The sequence below is a fragment of the Paenibacillus sp. FSL R7-0333 genome (genome assembly GCF_038000365.1).
GTDB lineage: Bacteria > Bacillota > Bacilli > Paenibacillales > Paenibacillaceae > Paenibacillus_AQ > Paenibacillus_AQ silagei.
This window is the reverse complement of record NZ_JBBOBZ010000001.1, coordinates 7,331,609-7,357,376: the sequence shown is the minus strand read 5'-3', so window position 1 is coordinate 7,357,376 and position 25,768 is coordinate 7,331,609. Positions and strand designations below refer to the sequence as shown.

At 50.8% G+C, this 25,768-nt stretch carries 21 protein-coding genes; 16 read left to right on the top strand and 5 right to left on the bottom strand.

The genetic code is table 11. The features are described 5' to 3' along the window. Positions 1 to 135 precede the first annotated feature (135 nt). The 6 genes from MKY86_RS31660 (at position 136) to nikE (ending at position 5,760) form a co-directional block, all read left to right on the top strand. Positions 136 to 495, top strand: a complete 360-nt coding sequence (locus MKY86_RS31660; RefSeq protein ID WP_036728009.1) for an ArsR/SmtB family transcription factor — start codon at positions 136 to 138, stop codon at positions 493 to 495. Between the two features lie 165 nt (positions 496 to 660). After that, positions 661 to 2,280 (top strand): nickel ABC transporter substrate-binding protein, encoded by a 1,620-nt coding sequence (gene nikA / locus MKY86_RS31655; protein ID WP_076081892.1) that lies wholly within the window; start codon positions 661 to 663, stop codon positions 2,278 to 2,280. A gap of 22 nt (positions 2,281 to 2,302) precedes the next feature. Further along, complete coding sequence (gene nikB, locus MKY86_RS31650) at positions 2,303 to 3,250, top strand: nickel ABC transporter permease (protein WP_076081891.1); 948 nt, start codon at positions 2,303 to 2,305, stop codon at positions 3,248 to 3,250. Next, the gene (gene nikC / locus MKY86_RS31645; RefSeq protein ID WP_076081890.1) at positions 3,247 to 4,077 is read left to right on the top strand and encodes a nickel ABC transporter permease subunit NikC; all 831 of its coding nucleotides are present in this window, start codon (positions 3,247 to 3,249) and stop codon (positions 4,075 to 4,077) included. The genes nikB and nikC overlap by 4 nt, the downstream gene beginning before the upstream one ends. 19 nt (positions 4,078 to 4,096) lie before the next feature. Continuing rightward, positions 4,097 to 4,921 (top strand): ATP-binding cassette domain-containing protein, encoded by an 825-nt coding sequence (locus MKY86_RS31640; protein ID WP_143803815.1) that lies wholly within the window; start codon positions 4,097 to 4,099, stop codon positions 4,919 to 4,921. Between the two features lie 20 nt (positions 4,922 to 4,941). Beyond that, complete coding sequence (nikE, locus tag MKY86_RS31635) at positions 4,942 to 5,760, top strand: nickel import ATP-binding protein NikE (RefSeq protein ID WP_076081924.1); 819 nt, start codon at positions 4,942 to 4,944, stop codon at positions 5,758 to 5,760. 164 nt (positions 5,761 to 5,924) lie between these two features. On the opposite strand, the gene MKY86_RS31630 is transcribed toward nikE, so the two are convergent. Then, the gene (locus MKY86_RS31630; protein ID WP_076081888.1) at positions 5,925 to 7,577 is read right to left on the bottom strand and encodes an extracellular solute-binding protein; all 1,653 of its coding nucleotides are present in this window, start codon (positions 7,575 to 7,577) and stop codon (positions 5,925 to 5,927) included. 13 nt (positions 7,578 to 7,590) lie between these two features. After that, positions 7,591 to 9,951, bottom strand: a complete 2,361-nt coding sequence (locus MKY86_RS31625) for an AraC family transcriptional regulator (RefSeq protein WP_076081887.1) — start codon at positions 9,949 to 9,951, stop codon at positions 7,591 to 7,593. A 208-nt stretch (positions 9,952 to 10,159) separates the two neighbouring features. On the opposite strand from MKY86_RS31625, the gene MKY86_RS31620 reads away from it, so the two are divergent. The 8 genes from MKY86_RS31620 to rlmH all read left to right on the top strand — a co-directional run bounded on the left by MKY86_RS31620 (position 10,160) and on the right by rlmH (position 21,184). Next, entirely contained in the window at positions 10,160 to 12,742 is a 2,583-nt protein-coding gene (locus tag MKY86_RS31620; protein WP_076081886.1) for an S-layer homology domain-containing protein, read from the top strand. 265 nt (positions 12,743 to 13,007) lie between these two features. Beyond that, complete coding sequence (locus tag MKY86_RS31615; RefSeq protein ID WP_339257674.1) at positions 13,008 to 13,415, top strand: BlaI/MecI/CopY family transcriptional regulator; 408 nt, start codon at positions 13,008 to 13,010, stop codon at positions 13,413 to 13,415. Positions 13,416 to 13,417: 2 nt separating this feature from the next. Beyond that, on the top strand, positions 13,418 to 15,499 hold the full coding sequence (locus MKY86_RS31610) for a M56 family metallopeptidase (RefSeq protein WP_340827725.1): 2,082 nt from the start codon (positions 13,418 to 13,420) through the stop codon (positions 15,497 to 15,499). Between the two features lie 42 nt (positions 15,500 to 15,541). Continuing rightward, positions 15,542 to 16,744, top strand: a complete 1,203-nt coding sequence (locus MKY86_RS31605) for a DUF4179 domain-containing protein (RefSeq protein WP_076086917.1) — start codon at positions 15,542 to 15,544, stop codon at positions 16,742 to 16,744. Between the two features lie 66 nt (positions 16,745 to 16,810). After that, on the top strand, positions 16,811 to 17,218 hold the full coding sequence (locus tag MKY86_RS31600; RefSeq protein ID WP_340827911.1) for a BlaI/MecI/CopY family transcriptional regulator: 408 nt from the start codon (positions 16,811 to 16,813) through the stop codon (positions 17,216 to 17,218). After that, positions 17,215 to 19,308, top strand: coding sequence for a M56 family metallopeptidase (locus MKY86_RS31595; RefSeq protein ID WP_340827723.1), 2,094 nt, complete (start codon positions 17,215 to 17,217; stop codon positions 19,306 to 19,308). The genes MKY86_RS31600 and MKY86_RS31595 overlap by 4 nt, the downstream gene beginning before the upstream one ends. Positions 19,309 to 19,350: 42 nt before the next feature. Next, the gene (locus MKY86_RS31590; RefSeq protein WP_076084104.1) at positions 19,351 to 20,556 is read left to right on the top strand and encodes a DUF4179 domain-containing protein; all 1,206 of its coding nucleotides are present in this window, start codon (positions 19,351 to 19,353) and stop codon (positions 20,554 to 20,556) included. A 148-nt stretch (positions 20,557 to 20,704) separates the two neighbouring features. Then, positions 20,705 to 21,184, top strand: coding sequence for a 23S rRNA (pseudouridine(1915)-N(3))-methyltransferase RlmH (gene rlmH, locus MKY86_RS31585; RefSeq protein ID WP_036699737.1), 480 nt, complete (start codon positions 20,705 to 20,707; stop codon positions 21,182 to 21,184). A 141-nt stretch (positions 21,185 to 21,325) separates the two neighbouring features. Here rlmH and MKY86_RS31580 read toward each other — a convergent pair whose 3' ends face one another. The 3 genes from MKY86_RS31580 to MKY86_RS31570 form a co-directional block, all read right to left on the bottom strand. Next, on the bottom strand, positions 21,326 to 21,739 hold the full coding sequence (locus MKY86_RS31580; RefSeq protein WP_143803863.1) for a hypothetical protein: 414 nt from the start codon (positions 21,737 to 21,739) through the stop codon (positions 21,326 to 21,328). Positions 21,740 to 21,759: 20 nt separating this feature from the next. After that, the gene (locus MKY86_RS31575) at positions 21,760 to 22,182 is read right to left on the bottom strand and encodes a hypothetical protein (RefSeq protein WP_076084098.1); all 423 of its coding nucleotides are present in this window, start codon (positions 22,180 to 22,182) and stop codon (positions 21,760 to 21,762) included. A 191-nt stretch (positions 22,183 to 22,373) separates the two neighbouring features. Further along, a complete protein-coding gene (locus MKY86_RS31570; RefSeq protein WP_076084095.1) occupies positions 22,374 to 23,150 on the bottom strand; it encodes an HNH endonuclease in 777 nt (258 codons plus the stop codon). Positions 23,151 to 23,583: 433 nt separating this feature from the next. On the opposite strand from MKY86_RS31570, the gene MKY86_RS31565 reads away from it, so the two are divergent. Both MKY86_RS31565 and MKY86_RS31560 read left to right on the top strand, forming a co-directional pair. Continuing rightward, positions 23,584 to 25,068, top strand: a complete 1,485-nt coding sequence (locus MKY86_RS31565) for a metallophosphoesterase (RefSeq protein WP_076084075.1) — start codon at positions 23,584 to 23,586, stop codon at positions 25,066 to 25,068. Positions 25,069 to 25,232: 164 nt separating this feature from the next. Further along, a complete protein-coding gene (locus MKY86_RS31560; RefSeq protein ID WP_076084072.1) occupies positions 25,233 to 25,739 on the top strand; it encodes a hypothetical protein in 507 nt (168 codons plus the stop codon). Positions 25,740 to 25,768 lie beyond the last annotated feature (29 nt).

Genomic DNA, 25,768 nt, shown 5'->3' with positions numbered 1-25,768 from the left:
GCCACTCCTTCATTCTTTTATTGTATTGTTCGATTACTTACGAACTATTGAAATATAGCATGCGCTAATGTAAAATGCAATTAGGAAATCATCGTGAAAAGAAGTACTATTATATACTCTGAAGGAGTCTTATTCATGAAGCAGCTCCATCATCCGGACCGCAAGGACATTCAGCTCGCCTCGGTGCTCTATGCGCTTAGCGACCCGATCCGTCTATATGTAGTGTCGGAGATCTGTAACCACGGCCCGCAGTCCTGCAACAGCTTCAAGGTGCCGATTGCCAAGTCCACGCTGACCCACCATGCCCGGACGCTGCGCGAAGCGGGTGTCATTCATACCCGGGTGCAGGGTACCCAGCGCATTCTGTCCCTGCGGACGGAAGATCTGGACGAGCGGTTCCCCGGACTGCTGGATTCCGTATTGCAGGCTTACGTCAGACCCGGGCCGGATGAGGGATTCGGGGAGCCGGAAGAGGAAGGGCAAGAGCAGGGATAAACAATCATATACCGTATGACATCATCGCCACTCCAGATTCTGGGGTGGTTTCTTTGGTATGTACAGAGCATACAACCGTTACCATTGACAGAATTGTGACGGGTGCAGTAATATTTTAAATTGTAATGATAATCATTCTCGATTAGAAAAGAGGAAGTCAACGCTATGTTCGCATCTAAAGGTAAGAGGCTGCTGCAAGGCCTGCTCGTATTATTGGTTATATCTATGGTCGCTGCAGGCTGTTCATCGAATACTACGGAGAAATCATCGGCTGCCGGAGATGCCCAAGCTACGAAGACCCTTACAATGGCGTGGCCCCGGGATATCGGACCGATGAATCCGCATTTATATAATCCGTCCCAGCTGCTAGCCCAGTCTATGATCTATGAGCCGCTTGTCAGTTATCAAGACGGGAAGCTTGTTCCGGCTCTGGCCGAATCATGGACGCTGTCGCAGGATGGCAAGGTATACACGTTCAAGATCCGCAGCAACGTCAAGTTCTCGGACGGAACGGCTTTTACCGCACAGCTGGTGAAGAAGAATATGGATGCGGTCTTACATAATAAGAATCTGCACACGTGGCTGGGCATGATTCCGCTGATTGAGAAGACAGAGGCGCTGGATGACACTACGTTCCGGCTCACGCTGACAGAGTCGTATTATCCGGCACTGTACGATCTTGCGGTGGTGCGGCCGGTACGCTTCCTTGGCGAGGCGGGCTTCCCCGAGGATGGCGATACGTCCAAGGGTATTCGTAGCCCGATTGGAACCGGACCTTGGGTGTTAAGCGAGTATAAGAAGGATGAATCGGCAACCTTTACCCCGAATCCTTACTATTGGGGCGAGAAGCCGAAGGTGGACAAGGTGGTGGTGAAGGTGATCCCGGATGCCGAGACCCGTGTGCTGTCTTTTGAAAAAGGGGATCTGGACCTGATTTACGGCGAAGGTCTCATCAGCTATGATGCCTACAAGGAGCTTGAGAGCACCGGAAAGTACGTCACTAAGCTGTCTGAGCCGATCGCAACCCGCAATCTGGTGCTGAATACCATGAACCCGAAGCTGGCTGATCTTAAGGTCCGTCAGGCACTTAGCATGGGCTTCAACAAGCAAGCGATGGTCGAAGGGGTGACGCTGGGGCTGGAGGAGAAGGCGGATAATATTCTGCCCCCGAATCTGCCTTATGCCGATATCAAGGTGAGCCCGGTGAAATATGATGTGGAGCAGGCGAATGCGCTGCTGGATGAAGCGGGCTGGAAGCTGCCTTCGGGATCAAGCGTGCGGGAGAAGGATGGACAGGCGCTGGAGCTGGAGCTGATGTATGATAAGGCCGATCTGACGATGAGGTCCATGGCGGAGACTCTGCAAGCTGAATGGGCGGGGATCGGTGTGAATCTGAGAATCACCGGCGTCGAGCTGACCGTCTACATCCAGCGCAGAAAGGCCAATGAGTTCGATATGAATTTCTATTCGACGTTTGGTGCGCCGTATGACCCGCATTCCTTCATGACTGCCGTGGTACAGCCGGGCTACGGGGTCTCGGATACTCTGGCGGCCTTGCCGATGAAGGCTGAGATTGACCAGAAGATTAAGGAAGGTATGGCTACCACAGATGACAAAGCTCGTACCGGGCTGTTCGGCTCTGTGCTCACTACGCTGCAGGAGCAGTCTTCGATCCTTCCAATCTCCTACATCAAGCAGATGGCGGTGTACCGGGACAATGTGACCGAATTCAAGTTCCCGTCCAACCGGGATGAATATCCTCTTCATGGCACCAAGAAGAAGTAGCAGCCGTTCAGGAGGGTTCTAAGTGGGCGTATATATCGGAAAAAGAGTGCTGGCGATCATCCCCATCATTCTGTTCTCCTCATTGCTGATGTTCGTGATGATCCGGGTGGGGCCGGTGGACCCGGCCGAGGCCTATCTGGCCGCGGCCCATATCCAGCCGGATGAGGAAGTGCTGGCCGCCAAGCGGCATGAATTCGGGCTGGACCAGCCGCTGCTGGCGCAATATGTTCAATCGATGGGCCGGCTGCTCCGGCTGGATTTCGGCCATTCCTACCTGTCCAATATGCCCGTATGGGGAGAGGTTGCCCAGAAGCTGCCCGCAACGCTTCAGCTTGCGTCCGCCAGTATCGTGCTGGCGCTGTTGGTCAGCATCCCGCTTGGGGTGCTGGCGGCGATTTACAAAAACCGGCTGATAGATCATGTGATCCGGGTATTCGCTTATATCGGTGCCTGTGTTCCGGTCTTCTGGATCGGCTATCTGCTGATGTTCTTCATCTCGGTCAAGCTGGAATGGCTGCCTGTGGAGGGCAGAGGGTCTGTGCAGCACCTGATTCTTCCGTCTATTACCCTGGCACTCTGGCTGATTGCCATCTACGCGCGCCTGCTGCGGACGACCGTCCTGGAGGAGCTGAAGGAGGCTTATGTCCGGTATGCCCGGGCCAGAGGGATTAAGGAACGGGTGATTCTGTATAAATACGTGCTGAGAATTGCCATAGCACCGCTTATTACAGGACTGGGCATCAATCTGGGAAAGCTGCTCACAGGGGCGATTATCGTAGAGCAGGTATTCTCCTGGCCGGGCTTCGGCCGGTACTTCATTGAAGCGATCATTAACCGTGACATTCCGGTGATTCAGTGCTATGTCATGCTGTCGGTCTGTGTGATTGCCGGGAGCAATCTGATAGCCGATCTGCTCCAGCTGTTCCTGGACCCGCGAATTGCGCGTAAAGGGAGGGCCAGCCAAGGATGAATAACTTAAGCAGCCGTTTCAAAGGCAGGAAAGTGATCATGATCTGCGGCAGCCTGCTGATCCTGTTTGGTCTTGCCGGCCTGTTGGCCCCGTGGATCTCACCGCATGACCCGATACGGGTGAACCTGGCAGCGAAGCTCAGTCCGCCCTCGTGGGAATATCTCCTGGGAACAGATCAGCTGGGCCGGGACAATCTATCCAGGCTACTGTATGGAACACGGATCTCACTGGGCTTTGCTTCACTTATTTTTGCCGCTTCCTTAGGGGTGGGACTGCTCGCAGGAGTGGTTTCGGGGTACATCGGCGGGTGGTTGGATGCTGTGCTGATGCGGTTGTGCGATGGCATTATGTCTTTTCCCAGTATGATTCTGGTCTTCGGTCTGATCGGGATCCTGGGGCCGGGCCTGTCTCAATTGGTTATTGCTCTGATGCTGGTGCAGTGGGTGTACTTCGCCCGGATGTTCCGGAATATGATTGTCAGCTTGAAGGAGCGGAATTTCATCACGGCAGCGCGAATCAGCGGCTCTTCCCCCTGGCAGATCATGAGCAGGCACCTTATTCCCAATATTCTGCCGTCGATTGTGGTGATTGGGACGCTTGAGATGGGCTGGGCGATTATGGATATCTCGGCGATGTCCTTCCTGGGCCTGGGCGTCCAGGCGCCTACACCGGAATGGGGGGCGATGCTGAATGAAGGGAAATCCTTCATCCGCAATCATCCCGAGCTGATGCTCTATCCGGGCCTGATGATTATTATGGTTGTAGCTTCGTTTAATCTGCTGGGCGAGGCGCTGTCTGAACGGTACGGGATCAAACGAGGCTCCTGAAAGAAGGAATGAGCGAATCATGGAACAAGCGGAAGTTGTGCTGCAGGTGAAGGATCTGAAGGTATCTGTGGAGACAGCGGCAGGAGTTCTGCCCCTCATAGAGGATGTTAACCTGGAGCTGAAGCCGGGGCGTGTGCTGGGTCTTGTGGGAGGCAGCGGCAGCGGAAAAACCGTTACATCGCTGGCGCTCCTCCAGATGCTGGACCGGCAGACGAGTGTGATCGAAGGCAGTATCCGGCTGCATACGCGTGAGCTGAACGGACTCTCGGAGAAGGACATGCGCAGGCTTCGCGGCAGTAGTCTTGCGCTGATTATGCAGAATCCGATGACAGCCTTCTCTCCGGTGTATACCATCGGCGTGCAATTCGTGGAGTCGATCCGTACACATGTGAAGCTGGGAAAAAAAGAAGCCAGAGCCTGCGCCATCCGCTCCCTGGCTGATGTGAATCTGCCCGATCCCGCAGCGCTGCTGGGAAAGTATCCGTATGAGCTGAGCGGCGGGATGCTCCAGCGGGTGATGCTGGCGCTCACCCTGTGCCTGAAGCCCTCCGTGATCATTGCGGATGAGCCTACTACGGCTCTGGATGTGACCAATCAGCTCCAGGTGCTGCGGCAGCTGGACCGGATGCGGCAGGAGCATGGGACCGCTATTCTACTGATCTCCCATGATCTCGGCGTCATTGCGGAGCTGGCTGATGAAGTTGCGGTTATGCACCACGGGCGGATTGTTGAGACCGCCGATGTATTCGAATTATTCGATCATCCCCGGCATGAATACACCCGGGAGCTGCTAGCAGCAAGGCCGCTGCTTCAGCTTAGTCCGCAGTTAGGGGGCCAGCTATGACTGGAATAGCGGCAGAATACATGCTTGAGGTCAGGGAAGTTACCCATACCTATGCTGCATCCCGCCGGTGGAGGCGTTCGGAGAAGCAGGATAATGTGCTGTCCGGCGTGTCTCTTCATATAGAGGAGGGAACCTGCCTGGGGCTGCTGGGATCAAGCGGAGCCGGTAAAAGCACACTGGGCCGGGTTATTCTCGGGCTGGAGCCGCCCCGCGCGGGCCAAGTTCTGATTCAGGGCCAGGATCTGTATAAGCTGAGCCCGCAGGCGCGCAGGACCATCCGCCGCGATCTGCAGGTGGTCTTCCAGGATTGTTATTCTGCCGTGAACCCCCGGATGACAGCAGAGCAGATTATTGGTGAGCCGCTGTCCAATTACGAGTCCTTGAGCGTTCAGGAGCAGAAGCGGGCGGTAGGCGAGCTGCTGGAGTGTGTTGGACTAAGTGCGGCGGACATGCAGAAGCAGCCCTACCAGTTCAGCGGAGGACAGCTGCAGCGGATCAATATCGCCAGGGCGATTGCGCTGAAGCCGAAGCTCATCGTACTGGATGAGGCGGTTAGTAGTCTGGATATGATTAATGGGGCGAATATTTTGCGGCTGCTGGGGGAGCTGCGGTCTGCGTTCGGCTTGTCATATCTGTTCATCACCCATGATATTAAGGCCGCCTGTATGATCTCAGACGCACTGGCTGTCATGGATCAGGGCAGGCTCGTGGAATATAACGACAGCAAGGAGCAGTTCCTGCAGTCCGCTCATCCTGCGGTTCGGGGCTTGCTCGATTCCATGCTTGCGGAGCATCCGCGGAACCGGCACAGGGAGCTGCCCGGGAACGCTGTACAATAACGGTAAACATCCCGTGAGCAATGGAGCAATAGAGGAGACTACACTCTCACCGAAACGGTACTGCCCTTTTATAGGACGGTACCGTTTTCGCTTTATATGTTTTGGGGCCCCCGCAAAGTACCTGAGTCATCATCGAAGCTAAAGCCTCACTTTGTGGGGTTATTTTATGGATCAAGCTTCTTATAGGACTCATTTGCTTCCGCCAGTACCTCCGCTCCGCCCGCCGCCAGGAACTCCTCCACGAACTCCCCGAATTCCTCAAGCGGACGCTCCCCGGTGATGAGGGCAATATACGCCTGGTCTCTTAGGTTAATAAGCCCAGGGCTGTTCCTGATCAGAGAGGACGTAGCCACCTCCAAGGCATTATAGATGCCGTCGTGATCCAGCCCCAGGGTTGCCGCCCACTGCTCGCTCCGGCCGGCAGGAAGGATGGGCAGGGTCATGCCGATCCCCGCGCCGATCGTATTCTGGTAGCTGAACTTATGGTTATACGGCGGCAGCAGGATGATATCCTTCTTGTCCGTTCCGGCCCAGTCCCAGTGTGTCCCCTGAATACCGTACTGCAGAGATGCCGCTTCATCGGGGTCAGGATTTGCGCTGACGTAGTCCAGCAGCTGGAGGATTTTCTCCAGCTTGCCCGGCTCCTGGGCGGCATCCGCGCCAATGGCGGTGAAGCTCATCAGCATATCGTAGGCTTTGGAGCCGCGTCTGCCGTCCGGACCGCTAACCGGCCGCCCGAAAGCGATCTTGGCCTGCGGATGCTTCGCGGTTAACTCCTTGACGTTAAACATTGCTTCTACCGGAACCAGCCTGGCTGCCTTCTGGTCATCCAGTTTCCAGTCTGTATAATCCCCTGCCTGTGTCCAGTGATAATAATTGCCCATGGAGGTCATGCCGATCCGCCCGCTAATGAAGGCGTGCGACAGATGCTTGTAGCCTCCGCTATTCTCCCCGGTAATGAACTCGGGATCGATGACCCCGTCCCGGTACCATTTGCGGAGATAACGCAGCGCTTCCTGCATGTCTGGCTCCAGAGCGCCAATGACCAGCCCCTGATCCTTCCGGCTGAAGTAGAGCTGATCCGTGAAGACCATCTGTCCGAATGCGCCGAAGACAACATTCATGCCCTCCTGCGACAAGCCGTAGGTGTCCCGGATACCGTTGCCGTCCGGGTCTTCGTTCGTAGCCGCATAGATGAATTTCTCGAAATCGGCCAAGGTGTCCGGCACCTTAAGGCCGAGCTTGTCCAGCCAATCCTGCCGGTAGACCACGGGGACCCGATAGATATTGGTAGGATTAATGACCGGAATGCCGTAATAGGCCCCGTTAATGCGGCCATATTGCTGATAGGCGGGTGCATTCTCGCGGATGGCCTTAAGGATATTGGGAGCGTAGGTGTTCAGCAGTTCCTCAGGAATAGGGGCGAGTACGCCCTGCTGCTGGTACTTTAGCAGATCCTGGGTCTGCCGGACCCGGAACAGGTCTGGAATGCTGCCTTGCACCAGCCTCTGGTCGAGCAGGGATTCATATTTGTTATTCGGCAGATTCCAGAATTCCAGATCTACCTTGAACTTCTGCTCCAGCTCCCGCACCATTACGGCATCCTCCGCAACCGGCAGATTCTGATGCATGGTCCAAGAGATTTTGAGCTTCGGGGCAGAGGAAGCGGGAAGAACAGAATCAGCAGAATCAGAAGCGGAAACGGCGGCATCCTGCAGCCCTTGTCCAGGCGCAGACGAGAGGGAAGCTGGCTGCCCGCTGCAGCCGCAGATCAGCCCCAGGAGGGGCAAGAGCATTAATCTTTTATACAAATACATAAGGCACCCTCCCTTATCCCATGCTAATCTCCGTCTGCGGCGGCAGTGTATTCACGGTTCGCAGATAATTCCCCGGCGTACAGCCGTAGATCTCCTTGAAGCGCTTGATAAAGTATGGAGTCGTTCCATAACCGACCGTGCCGGCAATTTGTTCGATCGACATATTGTTCTTCTCGATCAGCCGCCGGGCCTCTTCCATCCGTATGCCGGTGATATAGTCGGTGTAGGTGATCCCCAGCTCTTCCTTGAACAGCTTGCTTAGATACTTGGGACTGATGAAGACCTTGGCGGATACGGCATCCAGCGATAGATCCCCGGACAGATGCTCCCCGATATAGGCCTTGGCCGCTTCAATGGTCGAGAGTGCGCGGTCACTGTTCCGCTTCTGCGTCTCCATAATGAAGATGCCGATGGAAGCGGCGAACCACTCCTGCAAATGCCGGATATCCGGCAGGGCAATATATTCGTTATACAGATCCAGAGGCCCGTGTGCGGAAGGGGTGTAGCGGATGCTTTTCAGATAATCCGAGTACATAAATACGGTGTTCGCCAGCACGAAGTGGCAATAATCCGCCGGGTAGCTGCCTTCCCGCATGACGGCTATCAGCTGCTCCAGCGCGGCCAGAGTCTCATCCAGCTGCCGGTTCTGCAGCTTGTCCTTGAATCTCATCAGTACAGGCTGCGGAATCTCGTCAAGACTCTGCTCCCTCTTCAGCAGCTCCCGGTCCTTCAAGATCCTGCTCTCCGGCAGAAAATAAGCATATTTCATTAAGGTCTGCGCTTCAGCGTAGCTGGTGTGAAGAAGGCTGATGGCATCCACCCAGCAGCCCTGCGAGAGCTGAATATTCAGCTGGAAATGCTGCTCCGCCGCTGCTGTAATCCGGTCCGAGAGCTGTTCGAGCAGCGTCCCGGAGGCTTCGCGCGCGCTGATAATGACAACCGTCTGCTTGTCCGGCAGCTCCTCGGCCAGAATGCGGATTCCGTGAAGCCGGATCGCCTCAAGCGTCCCGGTCATCCCGCTCATGGCTGCCTGCAAGCCGCTTAGACTCATGCGGGCGTAGGCTCCACGGGTGTTGAGGAGCAGGCAGCAGTAATGACGGTGGTCCGGAGAGAGTCCCAGGAATCGAGGATCTACGGTTACGCTGCCTTGCGCAGGGCTGTCCTGAAGGAGATTCAGGATCATGTTCTGCCGGATATGCGGACTGCTGGCCTCAAGCGCTCCCTCCAGTGTGGTCACTTTGTCGTTCAGACGGTTAAAGGCGGAATCAATAATTCCGAATTCGTTAAGGGCTTGTCCCCGCACTCCTGGCACCTCAGGCCCCGGGCCGTAGAGATCCTTAATAGTGCGAAGCAGCCGCTTAAGCGGACTGTAATTCAATTTGGCCAGAATGCCGGACAGACAGATTCCTACCAATAGAGCAAGCAGACACAGGGAGAGGATGACCCTCTGGACAACGAGCCATTTCTCATAGAACAGGTTCGCCGGAGCCGCACTGAAGAGCTTCCACCCGGTGGTCGGCAGGTCCTGATAGGAGATGACGTAGGTGCTGCCCCCGATCTCCTGGCTCATGTTCCCGGATGTCTCAGGAGAGGCTAGTGCATTCGAGATACTGGCAGCATAGGTGTCAGCCTGAGCTGCAGCATCCGGATTCGATCCGGCTACAATCCCGCCAGAGGGTGTAGCAATGAAGCTGCTCTGATAGCGGGCAGGCATCATATTCTGCAGAATGGCGCGCAGCGCACTCTCCTTCAGATCAATGGCAATCAGCAGCTCACTGGCTGCCCCGGGAGATTGGAACGGATAGCTGTGCACATAGGTGATCAGCTGGCTGCCGCTGCCGCCGGGGATGCTGGAGACGATATCGTCCGGCACGAACCGGGCCTCCGTCCAGAGGCTGTTACGGGAATTCAGGTTCATGCCGTTCACCCAATCCATCCAGTAGGCGGCACCCGCCTGCTGATCCGCACGGAATTTCAGCCCATACAGCGAGGACAGCAGGAGATGCTGCCTGGGAGCATACAGATGTACGGCTTGAATCAGGTCCGAATGATTGGATACCTGCATGTTCAGCGACTCCTGGAGACTGCTTACCTTGCTGAGATTCGCTGGAAGTGAAGCATCTGGCAGCATACGGAGCGCAGCCCGCTGGTTCAGAGAGACTTCCAGATAGATCTGCTGGACCCGCTGAAGCACGGAGGCTTCAAGGGTACGGGCGGTATTGTCAAGGATGAGCCGGTTGCGGCCCTGAAGCTCTTCCTTATAATGATTCGAGAAATACAGATAGAAGGCAGAGCAGAGTAAAAGGACAATGACTAACACAACAGAGATGTATGAAGCGGCAAGGGCGGCAAAGGCAGAGTTCCATTTTCGCAAGATGTATTCTCCTCCCAGGCGGATTATACATTAGGCCCTCACCAATCTGTTCGGGATTCATGTTAAATCCATGTAAAATGGCCGGAAAAAAGCTGAATTGTTCCCAAAATCATAGAATTGCGAAATTGTGTTATTGAGCGGCGGTGGAGGCAGGTGCTATATTGAGTCCGATTCAGGCAATCAAAATAACAAGATAGGGGCTGACACATTGAACTTGAAGTCGAAAAGAAAGCTGTTGTCTGTTACGGCAGGTCTGGTACTCCTCACGAATTCTATCGCGCTACATCCTGCAGAGGCGGCCACGGGTAATTCATTAACCGGGCTGCCGGCTGCCCCGGCATGGGGACATTTCGTAGATACTTATAAGAATAACACACCTGTGAATACGGCGGTGTATTCCAACCCCTCGATAGGTGTTCTCTCCGGCTTCCTGGATCTCTGGACACCGGGCGCCACCTGGGATACCGGGAAGGAGAAGAACCAAAGTGTGCTGGATTACAACATTCAGTATGTGGCGGATCTGTCTAAGACCCGTACTCCGGCAGAGGAGGAGGCAGCGTATTACGATGACCGGCGGAACCAGACTTATGGAGCGGCTGACGGCCTTGGACCATTATCTCAGGTGTACCGTACGATGTCAGGGACCTTCACGACCATTAACAGCATTCCAGATGATGCCACTTCCGTGAAATATAGTGACGGTAATGACAGCAACAAGGCCGGTGATTCCAATTCAAGCTTGGGCAAAATGGTAGACCTGATCGGAATCATCCGCGGCAATTATGCTTCAACCAGCCAGGCCAAGAACTTCTACAGCTACAAGCGTCCGTTCCGCTGGAAGGATACCTCTGTCATCGTACCGACACTGGTGCCGGCGATGAGCAAGACGCCTGCCACAGACGGCGGCTTCCCGAGCGGACATACCAACGCTTCCTATCTGGCAGCCCTAGCTCTGGCGTATTCTGTACCTGAGCGCTTCCAGGAGCTGATGGCCCGGGCCTCGGAGATGGGCAACAACCGTGTCGTCGCCGGGATGCACTCACCGCTGGATGTTATGGGCGGACGAGTGACGGCCATGGCCTTCGCAGCAGGTGCGCTGACAGATCCGGATAATGCGGCATTGAAGCAGGCGGCCTATACTCAGGCTCATGAAGTGCTGCTTACACAGACGGGTACCGCAGAAGACCGGTTCACGGATTATGCGAAGAATAAGGCCCAGTATACCCAGCGGCTGACCTACGGCTTCCCGCAGATTCACTCCACGACTGAGCCTGCTGTTGCTCCTAAGGGAGCAGAGGTCTTGCTGGAGACCCGCCTGCCTTACCTGAGTGCGGATCAGCGTAGAGAAGTTCTCGTAACAACGGCACTCCCTTCCGGTTATCCACTGTTGGATGATCCCGAAGGCTGGGGACGATTGAACCTGTTCGCCGCTGCTGACGGGTACGGTGCATTCGTTGAGCATGTAACGATAGCGATGGACGCTGCGAAGGGCGGCTTCCACGCCGCAGACCGCTGGCGCAATGATATCTCCGGGACCGGCGGACTGACCAAGGAGGGTACAGGCACGCTTAAGCTGGCAGGCAGCAACACGTATTCCGGCGGTACTGAAGTGAACGAAGGTGTCCTGGAAGGAGACTCGGCAACAGCCTTCGGCAAAGGGAATGTGACGAATACCGGCGGTTCTGTAGTTGAGAACGTCTACGGTAAAATGGTAATCGGCGGCAGCTTCACCCAGGCCTCCGAAGGTACGCTTGTACTGGGCCTTACTGGAGCAAACGATATCCTTGAGGTTGAGGGCGCGGTGAAGGCTGACGGGAAGCTGAAGGTGAACTTCGCGAACAGCTACGTTCCAGGCAGCGGCCGGATTCCGCTCATTACGCATGGCGTCAGCCAGCGCAGCGGGCAGTTTGCTTCCGTGCAGGTTGAAGGATTGCCAAGCAAATATAACGCCCAGGTCGTCTACCTGAGCGATCAGATTGCGCTTAGTATTACAGATACGACAAGCGGCGGAACTGGCGGCGGCAATCCGGGCGGAACGCCAGGTACTCCGGCTGGAAATACCGGAACGGTACCAGGGACCACCGGCACAACACCAGGGAACGGCAGCACTACTCCTGCTGAACCGGAGAAACAGCCACAGGGCGGAGTTAATCCATTCCAATCCGGAGTGGTGAGCCGCGAGATAGTATACAAGACCGTGACTGAAGCTATTGCAGCCACGAAGAATCAGAGCATCAGCTTCAAGGACACCGCAGGACACTGGGGCAGCAGCACCATCGCTACAGCCGTGAAGCTGCAGATTATCAGCGGCTATGCAGACGGCTCCTTCCGGCCGGATGCGCCGGTGACCAGAGCCGAATTCTCGGCGATGATCGCCCGTTCCTTCGGGCTAGGCACTACATCGGCGGCCTCTAAATTTGGAGATACAGCCTCCAATTGGGCGGCAGGCTATATCGGTGTCTTGGCAGACAAAAGCATCGTAACCGGCTACTCGGACGGCAGCTTCAAGCCGGGCGCGACCATTACCCGCGCTGAGATGGTCACAATCATTGGCCGTGTGCTTGATCTCGGCGTGCTCCAGACCGGCACTCCGGTAAGCTTCAAGGATGTCAGCAGCAGCTACTGGGCGGCTGACGCCATCCGCCAGGCTGCTTCGGCCAATCTGGTGAAGGGCATCTCTGCTTCAGCGTTCGCGCCAAAGAGTCAGGCTACCCGTGCCGAAGCGGTAGCTGTAATCATCCGCGCGCTGCAGAGCGACAGCTCGGTTAAGGCTTTGATTGCGGGGGTGTAAGCGGCAGGGTTGTTAGCTGCAAGTGAGTGACAGGAGTAGGTCAGTTCTTATGGATAGAAAGCAGGAAGTACAAGCCGCTGGCTTGTGCTTTTTGCTATGGTTACAGTCACTTAGCCACTTTGGGTGTCGTTTTGCGTGCATTCATCACAATGCGGGACAATAAGGGCATATTTGACAAATTAAATCTACAAGTGTAATGTATAGAACAGAGCTTGTATTTACACTTGTAGATTGAATGCCGCCGCCACAGAATGGAGCTGTTATGATGAGTACAACGCCGAAGATTTCGGAAGCTGAATGGGAAATTATGAAGATTATCTGGGAGCATCATCCGCTGACCTCGGAACAAATCACCCGGCTCCTGCCTGCATCTGTGGAATGGAGCGAGCAGACGGTGCGCACCTTCGTCACCCGGCTGCTTAAGAAGAACGCGATAGCGTATGAGAAATCCGGCCGGAGCTATCTCTATTATCCGCTGGTGTCAGAGAATGAGTGTGTCCGGGCCGAGAGCCGCTCCTTCCTGAAGCGCGTATTTGGCGGGGCTACCCAGTTAATGGTGACCAGCTTCCTGGAGGATGTCGAGCTGTCCAAGCAGGAGATTGAACAACTCGAACAGCTGCTCAAGGAGAAGAAGTCGCAGGGTACCAGCGGCAACTCAGGTAAGCAGGAATGAATATGGTCTATGGATGGTTTGCCTGTATCGCAGAACAGACACTGGCGGCAAGCATGGTGATTCTGGCTGTGTTGTTCATTCAATATGTTCTGCGGCGATTCATCAACGCCCGGGTTCGTTACCTCCTGTGGCTGCTTGTTATCGCCCGGCTATTATTGCCTGCCGTACCGGACAGCCCTGTCAGCATGTTGCATATTCTCGGCAATAGTAAGCATCTCTTAACAACTATCCTGGAAAAGGGGCCGGACACTGGGGCCTCTAAGGGGGAGCATCAGGAGCTTCCGCCGGGAGAGGGAGCTAAGACTACATATCCGGCAAATAGCACCGTCTTGAATGAAGTGGCGCAGACAGGCCCAATCGAACAGAACGATGAATCGGCAGCCGTTAACCGCAGCTCTGCGGGGGCCGCAGGCTACCCGCTCTGGATGAAGATAGGCACCGTGATCTGGTTACTGGGCGCTGCGTTTATGCTGTTGAATGGACTCCTGTATATCCGGCGGATGCAACGTGAACGCAGACGGCTTAGACGGGTGAGTGCCCCAGAGATTCTTAAGGTGGTTCTTGCTACCAGACGCCAGTTTGGAATCAGGAGAGCGATACCTATCTATACCGGAGGTTCAGCTAACAACCCATATCTGTCAGGACTCCTGCGTCCATGGATCTTTGTTCCGGAGCAAGCTCTGCGGGAACTGGATGCTTCCCGGCTGCGGCACATCCTCGCGCATGAGCTTGCCCATTACAAACGGCTGGATATGCTGTGGAACCTGTTAGGGAGCATAGCCGCAACGATACACTGGTTCAATCCCCTAGTGTGGCTGGCTATCCGGCGCATGAAGATTGACAGGGAGGTCGCCTGCGACGCCTATGCGCTGGAGGTATTGGGAGAAGAGGAGGCAATGGATTACGGGCTTACTCTGGTAGAGTTCCTGAAGCGCTTCTCACGAGTCCGGGAGCGGAGGGGGCATCTTTATTTCTCTAACCCGCAGCAGCGGCAACAGATCAGGAGAAGAATCAGTATGATTCAATCCTTCAAAAAAGGCTCCTACCGCGTCTCCGCAGCAGCTGTAATTCTGGTCGCCCTGCTTAGCATCGTGACGCTTACGGGTGCCTCTAGGGAGCCTGTTAAATCTGCTGCCACGGGTACTAAGGCCAATCCCGCTGGCACGCTTGCTGAAAGTGTCCCGGGAGAGGAACGTGCAGAACCGGGAATGGAGCAAGGGGAGACCGAGGTGCCACTATTGAATCTGGATGTGCAGCAGTATGTGAGCCGCCATCATCTGTTCAAACCGATGAATGTAAAGGTTGCTAAAGACGGTTACCAGGTCAACGTGACGGGCTTCATGGCAGACGAGAATCAATTGGTTATCTTCTATACTGCGAAGGTGGACGGCGGCAGGGCACTATTCTCCGATGATCCTCGTTTCGTAGAATGCATCATTACGGATGGGGTGACGGGTAAGGTGATTAATGGACGGACTCACCCGATGACCATTACTAACCGCCCGGAGAAGAATGTTGAAAATGTGGCTGCCAGACTCCGGTTCGATACGCCTTTGACAGACCCGCCCTCAAAGATCAAGGTCGAATTCCGGTTGCGCTCACAGGCAGCAGGCGAAACCAAGTTACAGGAGTCCCCGATACTTCAGACCACCTTCGATGTGAGCGCAAGCTACTGGAAGCAAGAGAAATATACGATCCAGTCGAAGGAGACACTTGATGCAGGCGGACACAAGATCAGAGTGAAATTACAATTGACACCGCTCACAACGATAGTCACTTTTTATTCCGATGAACCGGTTTTTAAAAACACTGAATTCAAAAAAGCTTTCAATGAGAAGTATGGTTCTCCAATGCTGTGGTGGAGCAAGACAGAAACGGGAGACTATACGCAGCAAACACGCAGCACATCTATTACGTATACAGATTATGAGATGAAGATGCTTGCAGAGACCTATTTCTTGATGGATAAACCGCAATCTCTACGGCTCGATTTCGTCAAGAAGGTACCAGTACTGATGGGAACGACAGAGCCTGAGAGTTCATATCAAATGACTTTTGATACTACTGGGCTGAATCAAAGCTGAATTCGGATAAACCGCCAACTTATATTGAAGGAGAGTGTAACCATGAGTAGAATGAAGCGGAACGAAATGGAAAACTCACGTGCGGCGCACACGCTGCCTAGACAGGAGCCGAAGCAAGGGTCAGCGCCAGATAAACGGCAGTCCTCCAGAACCCGGATATCTACCGCCATCGTCGCAGTCATGACAGCCGCAGCACTGGTGCTTAGCCCTTTTGCCGGGACTGGTCAAGCTTTAACCGCCTCAGCATCAGCGGCGAATCAGGCATCAGCGCTGGCCCCCTTTGTGAACCCGAAGATTCAGAATTATGAGCAGATCGAATACGCCATCAAGCATAATCTGGTGCAGCCCCTGAATACAGTCGTCAAAAAAGATGGCTATCAGTTGACGTTGAAGGGCTTAATTGCCGACAAATATGAGCTGATCATTCTTTTTACAGCGCAAACCGACAGCAAGCGGGCATTCACGGATTCGGGTCCGCAATGGCATGACCTGCAATTGACAGACGCCGTCACCGGGAAGGTCATCAGCGGCAGGAAGATGAATGATGCGATCGTTCAGGGCGTAAGCCCGGCTAAGCAAAATAACATCATGCACGGAGCGGCTGTCATCCGGCTAACGACCCCGTTAACCACGGCTCCTAAAAAGGTAGCTGGCGAGTTTGTGCTAACCTCACTATTGAGCAGTGAACTGAAGCAGCTAGAGGCGGTGGAGGCGCAGATGTCTGCGGAGGCCCAAAAGGCCTTTGCCGCTAATCCTAAAACCACAAGCTTCAAGACCAGTCCAGCGCTGCAGAAGAAATATGATGCGTTGAAGGGGAAGATCAAGAAGAGTCCGCCGTTGAAGGTTGCTTTTGAGATCAACCCTAAGGTCTGGGAGCAGAAGAGCCAAATGCTGTCGCCGGAAGAAACGCTTGATGTAGCGGGGCATAAGATTAAGATTAACCTGGAATTGACACCATTAACTACAATAGTAACGTTATCTTCCGATGAAGGCTTGTTTAAAGACAAAGAATTTCTGAAGACATTCAATGCGGACTATTTCCCGGCCCTCATGGTGGAGAGTGGAAACGGCAAGTATACATCACATCAGGAAAGAACTGAAAATTTCTATACGGATAATGAGATGAAAATTATGATGGTAAGCTATTTTCAGCTGAATCAACCGAAATCGATTCGTATAGACTTCATGAATGTGATGAAGAAGACAGTATCCCAGCAGGTGGTTGTGGATTTGTCTAACCAATAAGTGCCGGTTATCCTTGAATCTACACTTGTATATTGAATGCCGCCGCGATGGAATGGAGCTGTTATGATGAGTATAACGCCGAAGATTTCGGAAGCTGAATGGGAAATTATGAAGATTATCTGGGAGCATCATCAGCTGACCTCGGAACAAATCACCCGGCTCCTGCCTGCATCTGTGGAATGGAGCGAGCAGACGGTGCGCACCTTCGTCACCCGGCTGCTTAAGAAGAACGCGATAGCGTATGAGAAATCCGGCCGGAGCTATCTCTATTATCCGCTGGTGTCAGAGAATGAGTGTGTCCGGGCCGAGAGCCGCTCTTTCCTGAAGCGCGTATTTGGCGGGGCTACGCAGTTAATGGTGACCAGCTTCCTGGAGGATGTCGAGCTGTCCAAGCAGGAGATTGAACAACTCGAACAGCTGCTCAAGGAGAAGAAGTCGCAGGGCACCAGCGGCAACTCAGGTAAGCAGGAATGAATATAGTCTATGGATGGTTTGCCTGTATCGCAGAACAGACACTGGCGGCAAGCATGGTGATTCTGGCTGTGTTGTTCATTCAATATGTTCTGCGGCGATTCATCAACGCCCGGGTGCGTTACCTCCTGTGGCTGCTTGTTATCGCCCGGCTGTTATTGCCTGCTGTACCGGACAGCCCTGTCAGCATGTTGCATATTCTGGGCAATAGTAAGCATCTCTTAACAACTATCCTGGACAAGGGGCCGGACATCGGGGCTTCTACGGGTGAGTATCAGGAGCTTCCGCCGGGAGAGGGAGATCGGGTTACATATCCGGTCAATAACACCGCTCTGAATGTACAGGGGCAGGCAGACACAGTCCGGCAGAAGGATGGTGCTGTAGCGGATAACCGCAGCTCTGCGCAAGCCGCAGGCTACCCGCTCTGGATGAAGATAGGCACCGTGATCTGGTTACTGGGCGCTGCGTTTATGCTGTTGAATGGACTCCTGTATATCCGGCGGATGCACCGTGAACGCAGACGGCTTAGACGGGTGAATGCCCCGGAGATTCTTCAGGTGGTTCTTGCTACCAGACGCCAGTTTGGAATCAGGAGAGCGATACCTATCTATACCGGGGGTTCTGCTAACAACCCATATCTGTCAGGATTAATGCGTCCATGGATCTTCGTCCCGGAGCAAGCTCTGCGGGAACTGGATGCTTCCCGGCTGCGGCACATCCTCGCGCATGAGCTTGCCCACTACAAGCGGAGGGATATGCTGTGGAACCTGCTAGGGAGCCTAGCCGCAACGATACACTGGTTCAATCCCCTGATGTGGCTGGCGATCCGGCGGATGAAGATCGATCGGGAGGTTGCGTGCGACGCCTATGTGCTGGAGGTATTGGGAGAAGAGGAGGCAATTGATTACGGGCTTACTCTGGTAGAGTTCCTGAAGCGCTTCTCACGAGTCCGGGAGCGGAGGGGGCATCTTTATTTCTCTAACCCGCAGCAGCGGCAACAGATTAGAAGAAGAATCAGTATGATTCAATCCTTCAAAAAAGGCTCCTACCGCATCTCCGCAGCAGCTGTAATTCTGGTCGCTCTGCTCAGCGTCGTGACGCTTACAGATGTCTCTGGGGAACCCGGTGACTCTGCTGTCACGGAACCTGAGGCCAATTCCGCTGGCACGCATGCAGAAGTCGTTGCTGCGGGGGAACGCGTAGATACGGCAACGGAGCAAGGGGAGACACTGGTGCCGTTAACGAGCATAGATGAACAACAGACGGAGTATGCCATCAGGCATAATCTTCTGGTGCCGATGAATGTGGAGATTGAGCAAGACGGTTACCAGGTCACAGTGACAGGCTTCATGGCAGACAAGAATCAATTGATTCTCTTCTATACTGCGAGAGTGGACGGCGGTAGGTCACTATTCTCTGACGATCCTCATTTCGTAGAATGCATCATTACGGATGGTATTACCGGCAAGGTGATCAACGGCCGGACCCATGCGCTGGTCAGCAGCAGCAGCCCGGAGCCGCATATTAAAGATGCGGTAGCCAGACTTCCATTCGATACTCCTTTGACGGACGTGCCCTCAAAGATCAAGGTGGAGTTCCATTTGCGCACACTGGCAGCCAACGAGTCCAACATGCAGGAGTCTCCGGCACTCCAGACAACCTTTGATGTGAGGGCAAATTACTGGAAGCAAGAGACGCATACAATCACATCGCCAGAAACGCTTAATGTAGCGGGACACAAGATCAGAGTGAAATTACAATTGACACCCTTAACAACCATAGCCACTTTTTATTCAGATGAACCTTTGTTTAAGAATAAGGAATTTATGAAATCATTCCTTGAGAAGTACGGTTCTCCATTCCTGTGGTGGAGCAAGACTGGAACGGGAGACTATAGGCAGCAGCCAGGCACTTCATCAATTACGTTTACAGACTATGAAATGAAGATGGTTACAGAAAGCTATTATTTGTTGGATAAGCTGCAATCTCTGCGGCTGGATTTCATGAAGAGTCCGGCGAAACTTACTGGAATGAAGGATCTTGAGCATACATACCAGATGACCTTTGATGTCCCCGGACAGGATCAGAGCTGATCCGGATGAAACAACCAACTTGTATTGAAGGAGAGTGCAACAATGATTAGTATGAAGCGGAATGAACTGGAGATCTCACATACGGCGCAGATGCATCCAGGACAGGAACAAAAGCAAGGGTCGGCACCAAATAAACGGCGGTCCTCCAGGAACCGGCTATCTACCGCCATCGTCGCAGTCATGACAACCGCAGCGCTGGTGCTTAGCCCTTTTGCCGTGACAGGTCAAGCTTTGGCCGCCTCGGCAACCGCCGCGAAACCGTCGGCAGCGCTTGCGCCCTTTGTAAATCCCGAGATTCAGGGTTATCGACAGGTTGAGTATGCCATCAAACACAATCTGGTGCAGCCGCTGAACACAGTCGTCAAAAAAGACGGTTACCAGTTGACGGTAAACGGTTTTATCGCAGACAAATATGAGCTGATCATCCTTTTTACAGCCCAAGCCGACAGTAAGAGAGCATTCGTGTTCATGCCGCCAAAGGGTCATAGTCTCCAATTGTCCGATGCGGTTACGGGCAAGGTCATCAGTGGCAAGAAATTCAATGATGCTCTAGTCATAGGCGCAAGTCCAGCAAAGAAAGATCATATTCTATATGGAATTGCTAAAATCCCGTTAAGCAGTCCATTGACCACGCCTCCCAAAAAAGTAGCTGCTGAGTTTCAGCTAGGCACATTAACCGCCATTGAGCTGAACCAGCTAAAGGCACTGGATGCTGAAATGCTCGCTGCCACCGAAAAGGCCCATGCGGACAACCCGGACCAGACCTCATCGTTCAGCTACAGTCCTGAACTGCTGAAGAAGTATGATGCAATCAAGTCCAACGTGAAGTATAGCCCTGTGCTGAAGGTGGCCTTTGATATCAATCCCAAGGTTTGGAAGCAGGAGACCCGTACACTGACGCCGGAGGAAACGATTGATGTGGCAGGGCACAAGATTAAAGTAAAGCTGGAATTGACACCGTTCACGACGATAACCACATTATCCTCAGACGAAGCTTTGTTTAAAAACAGAGAGTTTATGGAGACCTTCTATATGGAATATAATCCATCGCTATTGGTCAAGAACGGAACCGGTGATTATAAATCGCAAGAGGGAGCTTCTGTCTATACCTATGCAGACCATGAGATGAAAATCGTGTCAGAGAGCTACTTCTTCTTGAATAAACCGCAGTCGCTTCGCCTGGATTTCACCAATATGAAAGACCGTAAGATTACACAGCAGTTGATTGTGGATATGCCTAACCAATAAGGGAAGGGCAAGTGAAGTATCTTAGGGCCATCCGTGAAGGGTGGCTCTTCTTTTGATGTTACAGGGTGCGCGTAGAAAGCAGGGAATCTTATGGACAGGGATGTGATAAAATACAGGGACATGACAAGATCAGACCGATGGAGGAACTATGTTAATTCAACTGATAAGCGTAGGCAAATTGAAGGAAAAGTATCTGACGCTCGGCATCGCAGAATATGCCAAACGGCTCACGCCCTACCTCAAGTTCCAGATGATTGAGGTGGCGGATGAGAAAGCCCCTGATAACCTCAGCGACGCAGAGGTTATTCAGGTGAAGGTGCGCGAGGGCGAGCGCATCCTCGCGCAGATCAAGAGCGAGGCGCATGTCATTGCGCTCGCGATTGACGGCAAGCTCTGGAGCTCCGAGGAGCTTGCCGCCGAGATCGACCGGCTCGGCACCTACGGGACGAGCCATGTCGTCTTCGTCATCGGAGGCAGCCACGGCCTCTCCGATGAGGTGATGCGCCGCGCCCAGCAGCGCATGAGCTTCGGCCGCATGACGCTGCCCCACCAGCTCATGCGGCTGGTGCTGGTGGAGCAGGTGTACCGGGCGGTGAAGATAAATCGGGGGGAACCGTACCATAAGTAGGGCGAATTTTTTCTCATTTTGCTGTAATAAGGGAGCAACTTTCTAATGAGCTGTTGGATAAAATAAAAAGAAACCGACCATCCATATGTGGATAAGGTGAGTTTCTTTTTGTATAAGTAATTGTGAGCAAATCTTTAATCATCAATCATCGTCTTTAAAGCTTTCTAGGAGGGCAAAAATATCGGGAGACAACTTTTTGCACAATATATCCTTATGCGAGTTCTGGCATTCTGATGTGAGATAATTCGCCTCAATTTCCCCCTCATCCATAAGGTCCAATACTTTTTTTAAAATTTTTTTCCTAGTGCGTTTTGAAATAATCCTCCAGTTAACAGGGAGTTGTTCGCTTATATAAAATATTTTATCGGAATCAAGATTATCAATATTTTTACTGATCGTTTCTAAGTAAATAGGTACCAGTCTATCTTCTTGAAAAATTTTCATTAACATAAAATCAGACATAGAAATTTCAAGTTCCAGTGCTGCATCAGTGATAATATTTTTATCTTCTACTGACAGCCTGAAAGAAACAGTAGTTGACTCGCTTTTTCTCACCATTAATATCACCAAAAAGATTAATGGAAAAATGAGGAGTCATCATTTTTAAATGAAATTGCTTCTCTAAGAGATGGATGATAGTTGTATTTGTAACCATCGACAATTTTATTTGTTCTTTTGTTACCTAAAATTTCTTTGGATAGGTTTATAGCAGCCTTTTCAATTTTTTTAGGGGAACAAGTATCATATTTTCCTGCATGTAAAAAAGCTGAAATATTAGAATACCCATGTTTTATACCTGCTTTGGTAGAGGTTAAATTACGTTGGTGGGCGCGCTCTTTATTACTGATATTTTCTTTTGTTGACGTAGCCAACTGTATTAGAATTCGAAAGTGGGGAATCATTAATCGGGCTGATTGTTTTTTCTTTAAGAAACCTCTTTTATGTAGGGAGCGACCAATAAGAATATCCTGTAGAGCTTTTTCAGCGGCTTTATTCATAAATTTAAAACCCTCCTTTTATTATTAATTCAATTATAGTTTACAACGTAATACGTTGTAAACATTTTTTTTTGGAAGTGACTTTTCTTTTGCGTACTTTGTATTCAAGACATCCCTTCTCAATGATAAAGCCCCTCCACTTTATTAACTGTAGAAGGGGCCATGTTTAATTTAAAATGTTTACTGAATAATCATATACTCGCGTTTTCTCCGTTCTCGTAATCTGAATCAATTATGGAATCGGATAGTTTTCTGCGAGCATTCACCTGGTCTCGGAGTTTCAGCGCACGTAGCCAGATCTCCTGCCAATCATTCATGATGCTATAATACTGGGTCAACTCAGATTCGGTTAAACGATCCCAAGGCCCGGCTGGGGGGATGTAGGGGTAGCATTCAAGATAGGATTCAATTTTCGAAATTCGATCAGGAGCCTCTGCTAAGAATTTATCCTCTAGCCATTTCCTCCAAGGCTTTTTCCCTCGTTGGTCGTTACATGAATGACAAGCAGCGATTACATTACCTAGTACGAAATCTCCGTTTTCTGCAACTGCAATGAGGTGGTCTGGTACAAGTCCATTTCTCGAGTCGCCAGTATCGGGAGTTCCACAATAAGCACATTCTCGGTTAAAGAAGGTCTTTATTTCTTCCCATTCTACCTGTGGAAGATTGCGTAACAAATATAACTCCTTCATACCTCGTTGAACCTGATAATTCATTCTCGAGAACATGCCTGTCCCAACGGTTCTTCTCTGTGATTTAGTTGGGGTAAGGACACTTTTGGACTCGTTACCCTCTGGTGTAACTTGAATTGTTAGCTTAGTCGGACCTTCGTTATTAGTACGTTTGCCTATCACATTGTAAGCATGCTGATAGCGAATATCGAGTATTTTGCTAATTTCGCTAATTGATTTGCCTTCTTTATGCAACTGGCGGATGATGTCCGATTTGCTTGGGAGATTTGCCGACATTATTTCCCCTCCTATTCAATACTTCCATTTTACTTCAATTGAGGAAATTTTATAAGGCAACTAGTATACGTGATCGAAGGAGTGTTTTAAAGGCATAGAGAGTTGAAGGATTGAGGGAAGTTTCCTTTTGAATAACTAATTTGTGCTAAATACAAATATGAAGCTTATGACAAAGCTTTAGGGTCTTCTCATTAATAGAGAAAGCCCCTTTCGCCATATAATCAGCGGAAGGGGTAATGCTTAAAAATGCTTTTCGGTTTCATCACTTGATACAAGATCACAGTTTTTGCAAGGTGCTTGCTATTTAGTGTAAATTCCTTCACGATTACATTAATGAGAGCATTGGTTGAGGCAACAGGACTAATTTACCGCACAAAAGAATCTCCAATGAGTCATTCAATCTATTATAAAAGTAATAGGAGTGATAGTTCTAATGGCTAACTTGATTATTTCGAATAACAATGTCCCCGTTGAATCGACAGAGAATCCGATTTTATTCATATCTGATTTGCATTTTGATTTTACAAAAAGAAAATTCAAGCCAAGAGCAGCTTCGTTAATGAAAGATGATTTTATTACATTTATAAAGGAATGGTATTCTGACAGCATATTATGCTTAGCAGGAGATTTTTTTAATAGCTATAAGAAGACGCTCTCATTTGTGAAAGAACTAGAGAAAAAACAAGTTTTGGGTTTTTTCGTGTTGGGCAATCACGATTACTGGAATGACGGTACAAAGAGCCATCAGGATATTATCGAGCTGTTTTCTAAAGAAACGCAAGATAATCAATACTTCAAGTTTCTTGTTACTGGTCGCAAATATTATTATAACGATATTTGTGTTATTGGCGATACAGGTTGGACGAGTTTTCGGCGGGGAAAGCGTCAAGTCACTCTGAGGCAGTTTATGGGTCTTCCAGATGTGCAAAAGGTAAAAGATTTTAGCCCTAAAAAGGTTATAGCTTTGCACAATGATTGGGTGAATTTCGCTAATGATGTATTAAATAATGAGGAGAAGGTGTTAATAGTCACCCATTTTCCTATGATTAATATTACGAATGAAGACAAAGATTGTTGGTGGAGTTCAACAACAGCACTTAAAGGTGATAATAGTTGGCGAATATTTGGGCATACCCATAAAAGTGAACAACAATACAACAATGTCTCATCGCAGCGAGGCTACAACAATAGTGATACGGAAACTCTAGAACGAATAGGGATTAAGCAATACTCTCCCTATTCATTTAGAAAATTAGAAAAATTGGATGATCAACATAGCATTATTGCTTCGAATAGTTTTGAGCCCATTTCAAAATTTCACTCTCCTATCGTTGTGTCGGATGCCAAAAATGAATTGGTATTAGTCTCAGCCATAAAACGAAATGGGTATAAGCGGTGCTCTGCAAATAAGTATAATTTTTCAGTTCTCGCTAATACACCAGAAGTTTATCTTGAGACAGTAAAAGAGATAACTAATGGGTATTTAAGAGATACATATATCGGATATACTTTATCGGGACGTCTATCTGGACAAGTATTGAAAGCTATTTATCATTCAATTGCAATAATTGAAAGCGGAGATTTTTCAGACATAAGGGCTTTTATGACCGCTGTTGTAATAACAGGATATGTTTTTAACAGAATGCCCCTCTCTATTGAAGGAATGCGTCCATTGGATGATTATGATGTAGTGAGGTTTTGGTTAATGCTCCTAACGATGAAGCAATATGGAATTGATATAGGAGTGATCAATACTGTGAGGAGTGACAAGAAAAAGCATATCACATTTTGTAATGTTGATTTGTATCTGCCAGCTGTAAATGATTTGTCGCTCAATGTTGAAGAGGTGAAAATGTTGATGCAGAAAACGCCTTTATTGCCTCGACCAGTAGCATTATCAGAAAATCAAAGTTCCTAGATATGTTGTTTGAAGCATATGAACCAGATGAACCAGATGAAATATTAATTAATCTTCCTCAGACCTAAATCTATACATAGAGGTGCCATATCTGTGCAAAACGTTATCACAGCAATGAGTCACAAAAATGATTATTATCCCGAATTCATAACAGGAGTAATGAAATGAACCAACATCAAGTAGGAGTGGCGGCTGAAGCACTTGCGGCATCATTATTTGCATGGTGTGATTTTGATGTGTCGGTACAATACGGTGCAAACCAGCCAGAATATGACTTGGTAGTCGTACAGGGAGACAGAATGCTTAAAGTGTCGGTCAAAGGTAGCCAAGATGGGGCCTGGGGATTAACTCAAAGTTATAAGAAAGATAGAACATACCATGAAGCGGCTAATTTATGGTTAGCGAAACATAAAGAGATGACAGTACTTTGTCTGGTGCAGTTTAAAGGTGTAGATTTGATAAAGGGGGAGCTTCCCCGTAGTTACCTGGCTACTCCAACTGAGGTAGTCCAACGTTTGAAAAATAGTAGAAATGGATTGGGAGAGACTATTTTAAAAGAAAATCACATATGGAAGTCTGGGCTTGCAGTGGGAGCTCATGATAAAATACCAGATGAGTGGAAGTTTAGTCGAGCTAGAGTAGAGGAACTGCTGAACCGAGTGAACAAATAAGAATCATGTATTAATTTTCACATGTTGGG

What these genes read in the sequence shown, in the direction of transcription:
- MKY86_RS31565 (WP_076084075.1), top strand. Translation starts at nt 23,584, where the DNA reads ATGGCTAACTTGATTATTTCGAATAACAATGTCCCCGTTGAATCGACA.
- MKY86_RS31575 (WP_076084098.1), bottom strand. Translation starts at nt 22,182, where the DNA reads ATGAATAAAGCCGCTGAAAAAGCTCTACAGGATATTCTTATTGGTCGC.
- rlmH (WP_036699737.1), top strand. Translation starts at nt 20,705, where the DNA reads ATGTTAATTCAACTGATAAGCGTAGGCAAATTGAAGGAAAAGTATCTG.
- MKY86_RS31570 (WP_076084095.1), bottom strand. Translation starts at nt 23,150, where the DNA reads ATGTCGGCAAATCTCCCAAGCAAATCGGACATCATCCGCCAGTTGCAT.
- MKY86_RS31660 (WP_036728009.1), top strand. Translation starts at nt 136, where the DNA reads ATGAAGCAGCTCCATCATCCGGACCGCAAGGACATTCAGCTCGCCTCG.
- MKY86_RS31605 (WP_076086917.1), top strand. Translation starts at nt 15,542, where the DNA reads ATGAGTAGAATGAAGCGGAACGAAATGGAAAACTCACGTGCGGCGCAC.
- nikE (WP_076081924.1), top strand. Translation starts at nt 4,942, where the DNA reads ATGCTTGAGGTCAGGGAAGTTACCCATACCTATGCTGCATCCCGCCGG.
- MKY86_RS31640 (WP_143803815.1), top strand. Translation starts at nt 4,097, where the DNA reads ATGGAACAAGCGGAAGTTGTGCTGCAGGTGAAGGATCTGAAGGTATCT.
- MKY86_RS31615 (WP_339257674.1), top strand. Translation starts at nt 13,008, where the DNA reads ATGAGTACAACGCCGAAGATTTCGGAAGCTGAATGGGAAATTATGAAG.
- nikA (WP_076081892.1), top strand. Translation starts at nt 661, where the DNA reads ATGTTCGCATCTAAAGGTAAGAGGCTGCTGCAAGGCCTGCTCGTATTA.
- MKY86_RS31600 (WP_340827911.1), top strand. Translation starts at nt 16,811, where the DNA reads ATGAGTATAACGCCGAAGATTTCGGAAGCTGAATGGGAAATTATGAAG.
- MKY86_RS31590 (WP_076084104.1), top strand. Translation starts at nt 19,351, where the DNA reads ATGATTAGTATGAAGCGGAATGAACTGGAGATCTCACATACGGCGCAG.
- MKY86_RS31610 (WP_340827725.1), top strand. Translation starts at nt 13,418, where the DNA reads ATGGTCTATGGATGGTTTGCCTGTATCGCAGAACAGACACTGGCGGCA.
- MKY86_RS31560 (WP_076084072.1), top strand. Translation starts at nt 25,233, where the DNA reads ATGAACCAACATCAAGTAGGAGTGGCGGCTGAAGCACTTGCGGCATCA.
- MKY86_RS31595 (WP_340827723.1), top strand. Translation starts at nt 17,215, where the DNA reads ATGAATATAGTCTATGGATGGTTTGCCTGTATCGCAGAACAGACACTG.
- nikC (WP_076081890.1), top strand. Translation starts at nt 3,247, where the DNA reads ATGAATAACTTAAGCAGCCGTTTCAAAGGCAGGAAAGTGATCATGATC.
- MKY86_RS31630 (WP_076081888.1), bottom strand. Translation starts at nt 7,577, where the DNA reads ATGTATTTGTATAAAAGATTAATGCTCTTGCCCCTCCTGGGGCTGATC.